Annotated in this window: 11 protein-coding genes; 9 read left to right on the top strand and 2 right to left on the bottom strand. The window is 47.6% G+C overall.

Going from position 1 to position 12,313, the window contains the following annotated elements; all coding sequences use genetic code 11:
* Nucleotides 1–8: 8 nt before the first annotated feature.
* The 4 genes from aroA to ptsP all read left to right on the top strand — a co-directional run bounded on the left by aroA (nt 9) and on the right by ptsP (nt 5,632).
* Entirely contained in the window at nt 9–1,304 is a 1,296-nt protein-coding gene (gene aroA, locus MHI52_RS20865; protein WP_405157566.1) for a 3-phosphoshikimate 1-carboxyvinyltransferase, read from the top strand.
* A gap of 59 nt (nt 1,305–1,363) precedes the next feature.
* A complete protein-coding gene (locus tag MHI52_RS20860) occupies nt 1,364–1,798 on the top strand; it encodes a CoA-binding protein (RefSeq protein WP_017687409.1) in 435 nt (144 codons plus the stop codon).
* A 196-nt stretch (nt 1,799–1,994) separates the two neighbouring features.
* Nucleotides 1,995–3,875 (top strand): glucose PTS transporter subunit IIA, encoded by a 1,881-nt coding sequence (locus MHI52_RS20855; protein ID WP_036674872.1) that lies wholly within the window; start codon nt 1,995–1,997, stop codon nt 3,873–3,875.
* Entirely contained in the window at nt 3,872–5,632 is a 1,761-nt protein-coding gene (ptsP, locus tag MHI52_RS20850; RefSeq protein WP_036674873.1) for a phosphoenolpyruvate--protein phosphotransferase, read from the top strand. Before MHI52_RS20855 ends, ptsP begins: the two co-directional genes overlap by 4 nt.
* Before the next feature lie 120 nt (nt 5,633–5,752).
* Here the strand turns inward: ptsP and MHI52_RS20845 are convergent, their stop codons facing one another.
* Nucleotides 5,753–6,277, bottom strand: coding sequence for a type 1 glutamine amidotransferase domain-containing protein (locus MHI52_RS20845; RefSeq protein ID WP_036674874.1), 525 nt, complete (start codon nt 6,275–6,277; stop codon nt 5,753–5,755).
* Nucleotides 6,278–6,463: 186 nt separating this feature from the next.
* Between MHI52_RS20845 and MHI52_RS20840 the strand changes: the two genes are divergently transcribed.
* The 4 genes from MHI52_RS20840 to MHI52_RS20825 all read left to right on the top strand — a co-directional run bounded on the left by MHI52_RS20840 (nt 6,464) and on the right by MHI52_RS20825 (nt 9,358).
* Nucleotides 6,464–6,967, top strand: a complete 504-nt coding sequence (locus MHI52_RS20840; protein WP_179086481.1) for a hypothetical protein — start codon at nt 6,464–6,466, stop codon at nt 6,965–6,967.
* Nucleotides 6,968–7,089: 122 nt separating this feature from the next.
* Nucleotides 7,090–7,437, top strand: a complete 348-nt coding sequence (gene ytxJ, locus MHI52_RS20835) for a bacillithiol system redox-active protein YtxJ (RefSeq protein ID WP_036674876.1) — start codon at nt 7,090–7,092, stop codon at nt 7,435–7,437.
* Nucleotides 7,438–7,529: 92 nt separating this feature from the next.
* Nucleotides 7,530–8,543 (top strand): catabolite control protein A, encoded by a 1,014-nt coding sequence (gene ccpA, locus MHI52_RS20830; RefSeq protein WP_036614690.1) that lies wholly within the window; start codon nt 7,530–7,532, stop codon nt 8,541–8,543.
* Between the two features lie 119 nt (nt 8,544–8,662).
* Complete coding sequence (locus MHI52_RS20825; protein ID WP_315372257.1) at nt 8,663–9,358, top strand: 5'-methylthioadenosine/adenosylhomocysteine nucleosidase; 696 nt, start codon at nt 8,663–8,665, stop codon at nt 9,356–9,358.
* Nucleotides 9,359–9,468: 110 nt separating this feature from the next.
* On the opposite strand, the gene MHI52_RS20820 is transcribed toward MHI52_RS20825, so the two are convergent.
* The gene (locus MHI52_RS20820; RefSeq protein ID WP_282320802.1) at nt 9,469–10,101 is read right to left on the bottom strand and encodes a GNAT family N-acetyltransferase; all 633 of its coding nucleotides are present in this window, start codon (nt 10,099–10,101) and stop codon (nt 9,469–9,471) included.
* 296 nt (nt 10,102–10,397) lie between these two features.
* Between MHI52_RS20820 and acsA the strand changes: the two genes are divergently transcribed.
* Nucleotides 10,398–12,122, top strand: a complete 1,725-nt coding sequence (acsA, locus tag MHI52_RS20815; protein ID WP_282320803.1) for an acetate--CoA ligase — start codon at nt 10,398–10,400, stop codon at nt 12,120–12,122.
* The last annotated feature ends 191 nt before the right edge of the window (nt 12,123–12,313 follow it).

Genomic DNA, 12,313 nt, shown 5'->3' with positions numbered 1-12,313 from the left:
TTTCATCCATGGACGTTATTGTTAAACCAACCCCCACTCTGAACGGGGAAATCGGGGCTCTGTCCTCCAAAAACTACACGACTCGCTATTTGCTGGCTGCTGCGCTGGCAGAAGGCACAAGTACTATTCATTTCCCGGCACACAGTGAAGACAGTGACGCCATGCGCAGATGTATTCGCGATCTGGGGGCAGTACTTGAAGAAGACGACAGCAAGATTGTGATCCAGGGTTTTGGCAGTCATCCCCGTGATGTGCGTGAATTGAATGTAGGGAATGCGGGTGCTGTACTTCGTTTCCTGATGGGTGTTACAGCGCTCTGCCCTGACGTTACATTTGTGAATACGTACCCGGATTCGCTGGGCAAACGCCCCCATGATGACCTGATCGATGCGCTTGGTCAATTGGGTGTAGATGTACAGCATGAACAAGGACGCCTGCCGATTACAATCAAGGGTGGCAATGCCAAGGGTGGACACATTGGTGTATCAGGCTCCGTCAGCTCCCAATATCTGAGTGCATTGTTGTTTGTTACTCCGTTGCTTGCAGAAGACAGCACCATTGAAGTACTGAATGACCTGAAGTCCAAGGTAGTTATCGGACAGACCCTGGAAGTGCTGGAGCAGGCAGGTATCGTTATCCATGCAAGTGATGATTATATGTCCTTCCGTGTACCAGGTGGACAGGCTTACCAACCAACGACCTACACAGTTCAAGGGGATTATCCCGGCTCAGCAGCGGTTCTTGCCGCAGCAGCGGTTACACAGTCTGATGTGAAGATTCTGCGCCTGATGGAGCAGAGCAAACAGGGTGAACGTGCCATCGTTGACGTGCTGCGCTTGATGGAAGTGCCATTGACACATGAGAACGATGTTGTACATGTTCAAGGTAATGGCAGACTGAAAGCGATCGAATTCGACGGGGATGCCGCGACGGACGCCGTTTTGGCTATGGTAGCCGCAGCTGTGTTTGCGGAAGGCACGTCACGGTTCTATAATGTAGAGAACCTGCGTTACAAGGAATGTGACCGAATCACCGATTATTTGAACGAACTGCGGAAGGCAGGAGCGAACGTTGAAGAGCGTCAAGCTGAGATTATCGTACATGGACGTCCAGAAGGCGTTGAAGGCGGCGTTGAGATTAACGCTCACTACGATCATCGTGTAATTATGGCGCTCACTGTTGTGGGTCTGCGTTCCAAGGAGCCGCTTCGTATTCGGGATGCACACCATGTAGCCAAGTCTTATCCGCAATATTTCGATCATTTGCAGGCGCTTGGCGCCTCGGTTCAATGGGTAAAAGAGTAAATAACTGAAAACCTGTTTTTTGAACACGCACTTTAATCAGAAAAGGATGGTGCTTGAACATGGAATTTAACAACCCTACTCGTGAAGAAATTGGACAACTTTTGCGCAAGGCAGGCAACATCGCAGTCGTCGGCTTATCAGACAAATCAGATCGCACTTCCTATATGGTGGCAGAAGCCATGCAGAGCAGAGGTTATCGCATCATCCCGGTTAATCCACAGGTGCAAGGTGAAATCCTGGGAGAGACGGTATATGCTACACTCGCGGATATTCCAGAGCCGGTAGACATTGTCAATGTATTTCGTCGCGAAGAGTTTTGCGCGGATGTCGCTCGTGACGCCGCTGCCATCAAAGCAAATGTGCTGTGGCTGCAACTTGGCATCCATAGTGATGAAGCGGTCCAGATTGCTGCAGAGAACGGCATGACAGCGGTAACGAATCGTTGTATCAAGGTAGAGGATTCCATCGTTCTGCGCGGCGCTGGACGCGGCTGAGAGGCTCGTTCACCTGTGATCGAATGATCTCCTGATCTGTCCCAAATGAATGAACATAGGATGAATCCCGTTAACTTGAAGTTGACGGGATTTTTTCTGTTCTATTTTTGCCGTATTAATTACCAATTGGTTACTGTTTTGCTTTGACAAAACGTTGCGTAAAGCTTACCATCTAGGATAGAAAGGAGAGGTCGCCATGAATTGGCTCGGATCCTTGCAGCAGCTCGGACGAGCGGTAATGCTGCCTACAATGGTCCTGCCCGCAGCCGCAATTTTGCTCAGTGTTGGCAGTCTGCCTTGGGACGCCTGGGGATTGGATATTGTCGGTGAAGTGTCTACCGTGGCCGGACACGGTATTTTTTATTTCTTACCGTATTTGTTCGCTGTCGGTGTAGCACTGGGACTCTCCAACCAGGCCGGACAAGCGGGACTTGCTGCTCTGGCTGGTATCGTGATATATGATCAGGTGACTCGGAACTTCGGGGATGGCACCGTTCAGCCCGCTTCCTTAATCGGAATCATACTCGGCGCGCTTGCCGGTGGGATGCATAATCGATTTAAAAGCATTAAACTGCCTGAAATTTTACAATTTTTTGGAGGTTCAAGGTTTGTTTTGCTCATCGTCGGACTCTGTTCGGCATTGTTCTCCTGTTTTATGTTATGGCTCGCTCCGATCCTACAGCATGGATTGAACGGCATTGCTACCTGGGAATACAGTCTCGGGGGTTTTGGACTGTTCATCTACGGGGTGTTATACAGGGTGCTGGTTGCTTTCGGGCTTCATCACCTGCTTAACAATGTGTTTTGGTTCCAGTTAGGGACGTTTGAAACGCCTGATGGTAACATTGTGCAAGGGGATTTGCCCCGATTTTTTGCAGGTGATCCAACAGCAGGATTCTTTATGGCGGGTTTGTTTCCCATCATGATGTTTGCCATTCCGGCAATAGCCTTTGCTATTATTCAGGAAGCCAGGGAAGATCTGAAACCAAAAATCAAGAAAACTTTTCTGACATCGGCACTCGTTTGTTTTCTAACCGGGGTATCGGAACAGATTGAGTTTGCTTTTTTGTTCGCAGCACCTTATCTGTTCATCGTGCATGCAGTGATGTCCGGCGTTGCCATGTGGATTAGTTACTGGCTTGATATCCGGCATGGATTTTCTTACTCCGCAGGTATTATTGATTACATACTCAATTTCCATCTATCGGAGAATGCTTGGAAGCTCATTCCGATTGGCATACTATATGGGCTGGTTTACTACTTCCTGTTCCGATGGGCGATTCGTACGTTCAAGATTCCAACACCAGGACGTGAAGAGGGCTCCATGCTGGAAGATTGGGTAGGTAACATTCCTTATCAGGCACCTTTAATCCTCGAAGCATTGGGCGGGAAAAGTAACATTGTACAGGTTGAAGCATGTATTACACGTCTTCGCCTGACTGTGCATGATGACCGCCTGATTGACACGGGTGCCATGAAGAGTATGGGGTCCGCTGGACTGATTAAGCTGGGTGGCGGTAACGTACAGGTGGTATTCGGGACTTACTCGGAATTGATTCGGGAAGAAATCGCGAAGCTGCTGGAAAGAGATCTGCAACAGGTTCTGTTCTGTGCCCCCGTTCAGGGTAAAATGCTCCCGATTGAAGAGGTGCCGGATCAGATCTTTGCAGCCAAGCTTGTCGGTGATGGTGTAGCCTTTGTTCCGGAAAAGGGAGAGCTGGTCTCACCCGTGTACGGAACGATTATGCACTTGTACCCGACCATGCATGCCTTGGGTATATCTACCCGTGAGGGGCTTGAAGTGTTACTGCATATCGGCATCGATACCTCTCAGTTGAAAGGCCATTTTGAAGCTTTTGTTCAGGAGGGCGATACGGTGGAGCCGGGGCAGTTGTTGATCAAGTTTGATCTGGCAGTACTCCGCGAGCAAGCGGCGTCACTAACAACACCAATGGTAATTACGAATCCAGATCGTGTAAAATCATGGAGTTTTGCTCCATTTAAGCAAGTTAAGAAAGGTCAGGCATCCGTTATGTCCGTGGTGCTCTATGACAGGAACGTTGGAGGGGTAGAATGAAGATACAAGGCATCAACGGAGCTGCAGGCATAGCCATCGGCAAAGCATTTGTCCTGCCCAGTTGGGAATGGGATCTGCCGGATCAGAAGATGGATTCGGTGGATCTCGCCCAAGAGTTCGAACGGCTGTATGAGGGCATACGGACATCAAAGGATGAGATCGAATATATCAAAAATGAGTTCAAGGAAGTTGTTGGTCCAGAGGAGTCCAGTATCTTTGATGCACATCTGGCAATCCTAGAAGATCCGGTATTCATGAACGAAATTCGCGGCATTATTGAGCGTCAATATAAGGCAGCAGAAGTGGCGGTCAAAGAAGCCATAGACCATTTTGTCACGATGTTTGACTTGCTGGAAGACGAGTATATGAAGGAGCGGGCCATTGACATCAAGGATGTGGGTAACCGTCTGCTCAAGCATTTGCTCGGTGCACCGGAGATTACACTTCCTTCGGATACCCAGCCGTATGTACTCGTTGCCAAAGAACTGTCGCCATCTCAACTGGCGCATCTGAATCCCACCCATGTACTAGGCATTGTGACCTTGATTGGCGGGAAAACATCACATTCTGCGATTATGGCTCGTGCCCTTGGCATTCCTCTCGTTTCCGGTCTGGAAGCGAGTCTTGGCATGCCGGTAGAGACAGGGGATATGCTTGTGGTGGATGGTGACAATGGCTTGGTATTTACAGACCCGGATCGCAAGACAATTGAACGGTATACCATGCTTCGCAGCAAACAACTGAAGAAAAAGGAACAACTTCAAGTCCTTGCTACCGTGGATGCCGTAACCAAAGATGGGGCCGTTTTGCACTTGGCTTCCAATATCAGTTCGGTGAAGGAATTGGACCTTGCTTTGAAACAAGGAGCCAAAGGTGTGGGCTTGTTCCGAACAGAGTTTTTGTATATGGACCGTGCAACTTTCCCTGGTGAGCAAGAACAGTATGAGGTGTACCGTCTTGTGGCAGAGAAAACAGCAGGACAATCGGTTGTTATTCGTACACTGGATATCGGTGGTGACAAGCAACTCGATTACTTTGAATTGCCGGAGGAAGACAATCCGTTTCTGGGTTACCGTGCCATTCGGATTAGTCTCGACCGCAAGGATCTGTTCAAAACACAGCTTACAGCCATTCTGCGTGCCAGCGCGGCCGGAAATGTCAAAATCATGTATCCGATGATCTCTTCGGTGGAAGAACTTCAGCAGGCCAATGAGATTCTTCGTGAGGCGATGTCCGATCTGGACGAGCGGGGATTATCATACGACCCTCACATTCAGGTGGGAATTATGATCGAAGTTCCTGCAGCGGTGATGATTGCTGATCTGCTCGCAGAGGAAGCTGATTTCTTCAGTATTGGTACGAATGACCTGGTTCAATATGTACTGGCAGTAGATCGAATGAATGAGCAGATTGCTCATATGTATCACCCCTATCATCCGGCTGTTCTGCGGATGCTTCGTGCGACAGCAGATGCGGCTCATACGGCTGGAATTGATGTCAGTGTGTGCGGAGAGATGGCAGGGGACGAACGTGCCATTCCGCTTTGGTTGGAGCTTGGCATTCGTCACTTGAGTATGTCTCCACAATCCTTGTTACGTGTGAAGCACAGAGTGCTGAACACAACAGCATCTACCGCCAAAGAAGAAGCGCGAAAGTGCTTCGCCTTACGGACCAGCGGAGATATTGAGGAGCGACTGCAAGTCTTTAATGACTCCACGGGAAGTCCGGATGAACAAAGTGGTTCGAACGCATCGTAATTAGGGAAACTGGATATAAATACCTTTAAATTAATATATTTACATTTGTGATAATTATTTGTTGCAAACCTTGTTATATAAAATAACCCCACTGTGCATGAGAGCACAATGGGGTTATTTTTACTTGTCAGCGAGTGCATCACAGAATGCCTTGCCATAAGGGGGAAGGTCAGGCGGACGACGTGCTGAGATGATATGTCCATCAACAACAACGGCTTCATCTTTCCAGATGGCACCTGCATTTTCCATGTCATCCCGAATGCCTGGTGTAGAGGTTACTGTAACTCCGTCCAGAATTTTGGCAGAAATCAGCACCCAGCCCGCATGACAGATCTGTCCAATCGGTTTCCGGTCTGCATTCATTTCCTTCACAAGCTCCAGTACTTTGGGATAACGACGCAGCTTGTCCGGCGCCCAACCGCCTGGCACGAGAATGCCATCGTAATCTGAACTGTCGAGTTCATCGAAACTGTATTCGGCTTCAGCAGGCACACCATATTTGCCAATATAGGTTTTTCCTTTTTTCTCTCCGGCAAGATGCACTTCTGCACCTTCTTCACGAACCCGATGTACAGGGTACCACAATTCCAAATCTTCGAATTCTTCATCGACCAGAGCGATGACTTTTTTACCAGTTAATCTCATGTCCATCTCTCCTTTTTGCGGTGATTAGATCTGTTTCGTCTTTAATTGTAACAGATTCTCCAAGGGACTTCATGGAAGTGCATATTCAGTTTGGAGGAAGCGATTACAAGTCAGTAACTGCCTGCATTCGACAACCTTCATCTGGAGGGAGTGGTAATTTGTGCAACCTTTCGTTTATAGCAGGATTTGAGCCGAAATAGGTCGAATGGTACTTATATAGAGTATAGAACGAATGAGGTGATGGTTGTGCGCAAGTCGTGCAGATGTGGACATGTAATGGAGTTGGAATTAAGAACAGTGGTGTACGCCAAAAAAGTGGAGATTCGAAACGTACCCGTATTTGCGTGTACTGACTGTGTATCATATGAAGTGCTTCCGCCGGTCAAGCCGGACTTAACAGAATGTATAAACACATTGGGTGAACAGCCCGTGAAGCAAGACGTATCTTTTGGTGAACGTAATGAACTGGCGGACCTGTTTCATGAGCTACTGCTGGCCTGGCCGGATGCGACCGATCGGGAGATGGAACATCGTATGCAGCAAGCAGTGGAGGAGCGTATCAATCTGTTACTGGACATTATGGGTTACGCAACGAAGTCTGGTGATGCAGCGTGGATGGAGACCACGGAGCGTAGATTAAGTCAATTATCCGGATTTGTGTGGCAGGAGTACTTCTCAAATGCTGTCTAATTTTGACGTGTAAAATGCTTGTTTTCATGAAAATTGGCTTTTTCGCTCACTTTTTGTTAAGATATCGAAGAGTGAAAACGCTCAACATAGCGGTATTCCTGGTAAAGGGGGATGTATATCTAATGGCTGACATGACTAAAATGACAAGTATTGAACAGCTAAACTCCGCAGTGGAGGCTACCAAGGATCAACCCTTGCTTCTGTTTAAGCATAGCACGCGCTGTCCGATCAGCTCGAACGCTTATCAGGAGATGAACGATTATTTGCTTAACAATGCTAATGAACAAGTGAAATATGGCATCATCTATGTTGTGGAAGATCGCCCGGTATCCAATGAAGCAGCAGACAAGCTAGGTGTTAAGCACGAATCTCCACAGGCGATCCTGATTAAAAAGGGAATTCCTGTATGGCATACTTCCCATTCAGATATTACTAGAACCACACTTACGAATGTTTTGAGTGAGTCCTAAAGCCTATTTTAATTGATTAATGCAAAAATTTGTCGTAATATAAATCTTAATGAAAATGGTATGAAAATTTACTGGTAATGGAGAGAAGTACTGTGACGGTAACCATTTATGATGTGGCACGTGAAGCTGGAGTGTCTATGGCAACGGTATCACGGGTAGTTAATAATAACCCTAATGTCAAACCGCAAACGCGGAAAAAAGTATATGAAGCCATCGAACGGTTGGGATATCGTCCAAATGCGGTAGCCAGAGGTCTGGCAAGTAAGAAGACAACCACGGTCGGGGTCGTTATTCCAGATATTTCGAACTCAACCTTCGCGGAGATTGCCCGCGGAATTGAAGATATTGCGAATATGTATCACTACAATATTATTTTGTGTAATGCAGACAAGAAGAAAGAAAAAGAAATTCGTGTTATTAACACGTTGCTCGAAAAACAAGTAGACGGACTGCTCTTCATGGGTGGGACAGTAACGGACGAACACATTCAGGCGTTCCAGTCTGCGGCTGTGCCGATCGTACTTTGTGCAACAAGTGATGAGAAGGGCACATTCCCTTCAGTGGATATTGACCATGAGGCGGCTGCGTTTGACGCGGTAAACACCCTGATTCGTCATGGACACAAGGAAATTGCGATGATCAGTGGTACACTGCAAGATCCGGCGAATGGATATGCCCGTTTCCAAGGATACAAAAAAGCACTGGAAGCAGCGGGGATTGAATACCAGGAGGATCTTGTTCGAATCGGTAACTATCGATATGAATCCGGTGTGGAAGCAATGAAATATTTCCTTGGACTCAAGAAAAAACCATCAGCTATCTTTGCTGCTACAGATGAAATGGCCATTGGTGCCATTCACAGCATTCAGGATGACGGTCTGAAAGTACCGGATGACTTCTCCATTATTAGTGTGGATAACATCCGTATGGCTTCCATGGTGCGTCCTCAGTTGACAACAGTGGCTCAGCCAATGTACGACCTTGGCGCAGTAGCGATGCGTTTGCTGACCAAGTTGATGAAGAAAGAAAATGTGGAGAACCCACGGGTTATTTTGCCGCATGAAACGATTCTTCGTCTGTCTGTAAGTCACGCAGATGTAGTTTAATCGGGATTATATACAGTAAGGGAGAAGTCATTCTCTCTACATAGTGGATATGCGAAAGCTCCGGAGACGGAGCTTTTGTGCTGAATTAGTTTAAAAATGAAAACAGGGGGTATCAGAAGATGAGTGAAACGATTGGGATTATCGGAGCGATGGATGAGGAAGTCGAGCTTTTGCTGGCAGGTATGAAGCAGCTTGAGACGGTTAAACAAACCGGCATTACATACGTTGCAGGCGAGTGGCTGGGCAAGCAAATTGTCGTGTGCAAATCCGGCGTAGGTAAAGTAAATGCAGCGGTTACAACGCAGATCTTGATTGATCGTTTTCAAGTTAATCGCATTATCTTTACAGGTGTTGCGGGTGCAGTTAACCCGGAGTTGAACATTGGAGATATGGTTATATCATCTGTATGTGTTCAGCACGACATGGATGTAACGCCACTGGGGTTCGCACGCGGGGTTATTCCTTACCAGGAGACATCTGCATTCCCTGCCGAGGCTTCGCTTATTACACTGGCTGAAGAAGCGTGTAAAGCTCAGGGAGCCAATTACCTGGTCGGTAAAGTGTTATCTGGAGACCAATTTATTGCGAATAAAGATACGGTTAACATGTTATATACTGAAATGGACGGTGCATGTGCCGAGATGGAAGGGGCAGCAGTTGCCCAGGTCTGTTACATGAATCGAGTACCGTTTGTTGTCCTGCGTGGGATGTCAGATAAAGCGGATGGTTCGGCGCATGTTAACTTTGCTGAATTTACCGTGGAATCTTCGCAGCGTTCACATCGTATTGTGGAGCATATGTTAGAAAATATGTAATGGTAGTAACTTAAAAAACCGCCCTTCGATTAGCTGTTCCATGAGGTATGGAGCAACGCTGCGAGAGGCGGTTTTTGTTATGTATATCGTTTTTCGAACAGATCATCGAATTAGTACATGAACCGATGGCGGAAGCGTACCCGATCAAACTGTTCTTCCGATGTGATGGGCACCTGACTTCCGATACGTACCATCAAACAGTTCGCAGGATGTGAACAGATTTCGGGGTCGTCTGTTGCATACCAGGTCATGTCGATCGTTTCCATCAGCCTCTCCATCATTTTGCGATAATCCCATACGTTTAGTCCGCTGCCCTTCAGATCCCAATGCCAATAATATTCTGTGGTGAAAATAATGTAGTTCTCCATGTATTTATCTTCCAGAGCGGTAAGTAACATCTCACGTCCAATGCCAAGCGAGCGATAGTTGTCCGCAACCTCGATTGCCCCAAGCTCAATCAGATCAGTCATATTACCCTCGGACCAGCGTTCACAATCATCCGCATAGTGAAAGGTTACATAGCCGATAATCGTTTCATTTTCGTGTGCAATGATAATTCGCCCTTCAGGTAGTGCTGCGATCTCGGCCAGAGCTTCTTGCTGCTCCGTTGGGCGCCGAAAGGCATCCAGATCCGGATGGAAGGCAAGACGGGTTATCTCCTCGGCCTGCACGGGGCCTTCAACAGTAATTCGGTGGCCGGACTTGAAGATGGAACGCATATGATGTTCTTTGATATGTTCCATGGTTCATGCTCCTCTCTTTCCTACTTATAGAGGTTGTTCCAAAAAGAACGCTATAGCAAAAATCCAAAAAATTGAAAAGCCATAGACGACAATTGAAAAGATTTGCTATAATTGCGTAGACAAAAAATGTTCACAATTCAATACAGTATAGTTAACATCTGTTTGGCCGAGCAAGTACATGATGAGAAGTTCTCTCTACTAATGTAAGCGCTAACTGGAAGTTCAGTCAACACAAAGGCAATGAGAAGTGACCCCTAACGGGAATCGAAATGTCGAGTTGAAGGAGGCTGGCAAGCATGAGTCAAGCACATGGTGAGATGCTGCAAACGGTTGTGTCTGAATCTAATCTGGGCGATTACACGGAGGCGAGAAGCCGGTTCGATTGGGAATCGGTGGAAAGGCACTTTACGTGGCACGCCAGCGGAAAAGTAAACATGGCGCATGAAGCGATTGATCGTCATGTACTGGAAGGAAGGGGCGGGAAAACCGCTTTATTGTATAGCGATGCTTCACGTGAAGAGTCCTATACTTTTGCTGATCTGAGTGAACAGTCGAGTCGGTTCGGGAACGTTCTCCGCAAATATGGCATAGCCAAAGGGGAACGAGTGTTTATTTTTATGCCTCGAAGTCCTGAGCTGTATTTTAGTCTTCTAGGCATATTGAAAGCTGGAGCTATCGCGGGCCCGTTGTTCGAAGCTTTTATGGAAACGGCTGTGAAGGATCGGCTGGAGGATAGCGGAGCAGTAGCACTGGTTACCACTCCGGAATTACTGAAGCGCATCAAACGTACCGAATTGCCCGAACTCAAACATATATTTATTGTGGGTGGGGGCGCGCAGACTGAAGAAGGACTCATCGATTTTGATGCAGAGATGTCTGCCGCTTCGGATGAGATGGAAGTAGAGTGGCTGAATCGTGAGGATGGTTTGCTTATTCATTATACCTCAGGTTCTACGGGTAAACCCAAAGGGGTGTACCATGTTCAAAATGCCATGATTCAGCACTATTATACAGGTAAGGTTGTCTTGGATTTACGCGAGGATGATGTGTACTGGTGCACTGCTGACCCTGGTTGGGTGACAGGCACCTCTTACGGTATCTTTGCTCCATGGCTCAACGGAGTGACCAATGTGATACGGGGTGGGCGTTTCAGCCCTCAAGATTGGTACAGCACCATCCAGAAGAACAAAGTCACGATCTGGTACAGTGCACCAACGGCCTTTCGTATGCTGATGGGAGCGGGAGAAGAGACCATTGCCCAGCATGATCTGAGCAGTCTGCGTCATGTCATGTCTGTTGGTGAACCGCTCAATCCGGAGGTTGTTCGTTGGGGATGGAAAGCCTATGGTCAGCGGATTCATGATACATGGTGGATGACGGAAACAGGTGCACAGCTGATCTGTAACTATCCCGGAATGCCGATTAAGCCTGGCTCCATGGGACGTCCGTTGCCTGGAATCGAAGCAGCAATTATTGATGATCGCGGGCAGGAATTGCCGCCGTACAGTATGGGTAATCTGGCCATACGGGCACCTTGGCCATCCATGATGGCGAAGATCTGGAATAACCCGGTGAAATACGAGGAGTATTTCAGGCTTACGGGCTGGTATGTATCCGGTGACTCCGCTTATATGGATGAAGAAGGATATTTCTGGTTCCAGGGACGTATTGATGATGTGATTAATTCGTCAGGCGAGCGTATCGGCCCCTTTGAGGTGGAGAGCAAGCTCGTGGAGCATCCTGCGGTAGCTGAGGCGGGTGTAATCGGTAAGCCGGATGTGACACGTGGGGAGATCATCAAGGCCTTTGTGGCGCTTCGTGAAGGATATGAGGCGACACCGGAGCTGAAAGAAGAGATCTATCGTTTTGTCAAAGAGGGCCTATCTGCCCACGCTGCTCCGCGTGAGATTGAGTTTAAGGATAAACTGCCCAAGACACGTTCCGGCAAGATCATGCGCCGTGTCCTGAAAGCCTGGGAGCTTGATCTGCCAACAGGAGATCTATCCACCATTGAAGACTAACGCGACAATGCTAGGATCATCAATGTGGTGCTATCGATACCGATACATTGAGTAGTGGGGAGAAGTTAATACTCTACGAAGCCAAATACAGTGACTCTACCCATTTAAAAAAATGGATTGTAAAAGCCTGCTTTATGCCAATGGCATGAAGCAGGCTTTTTGACTACTGTAAATACAAATAAAAAGCCGCA

It is taken from the genome of Paenibacillus sp. FSL H8-0283 (genome assembly GCF_045040675.1).
Taxonomy (GTDB): domain Bacteria; phylum Bacillota; class Bacilli; order Paenibacillales; family Paenibacillaceae; genus Paenibacillus; species Paenibacillus amylolyticus.
Note: the sequence above shows the minus strand (reverse complement) of the source record. Positions and strands in the feature narration are given on the sequence as shown.

Excerpts from the sequence above, each read along its gene's own strand:
- aroA (WP_405157566.1), top strand. The coding sequence starts at position 9 with ATGGACGTTATTGTTAAACCAACCCCCACTCTGAACGGGGAAATCGGG.
- MHI52_RS20860 (WP_017687409.1), top strand. The coding sequence starts at position 1,364 with ATGGAATTTAACAACCCTACTCGTGAAGAAATTGGACAACTTTTGCGC.
- MHI52_RS20855 (WP_036674872.1), top strand. The coding sequence starts at position 1,995 with ATGAATTGGCTCGGATCCTTGCAGCAGCTCGGACGAGCGGTAATGCTG.
- ptsP (WP_036674873.1), top strand. The coding sequence starts at position 3,872 with ATGAAGATACAAGGCATCAACGGAGCTGCAGGCATAGCCATCGGCAAA.
- MHI52_RS20845 (WP_036674874.1), bottom strand. The coding sequence starts at position 6,277 with ATGAGATTAACTGGTAAAAAAGTCATCGCTCTGGTCGATGAAGAATTC.
- ytxJ (WP_036674876.1), top strand. The coding sequence starts at position 7,090 with ATGGCTGACATGACTAAAATGACAAGTATTGAACAGCTAAACTCCGCA.
- MHI52_RS20825 (WP_315372257.1), top strand. The coding sequence starts at position 8,663 with ATGAGTGAAACGATTGGGATTATCGGAGCGATGGATGAGGAAGTCGAG.
- MHI52_RS20820 (WP_282320802.1), bottom strand. The coding sequence starts at position 10,101 with ATGGAACATATCAAAGAACATCATATGCGTTCCATCTTCAAGTCCGGC.
- acsA (WP_282320803.1), top strand. The coding sequence starts at position 10,398 with ATGAGTCAAGCACATGGTGAGATGCTGCAAACGGTTGTGTCTGAATCT.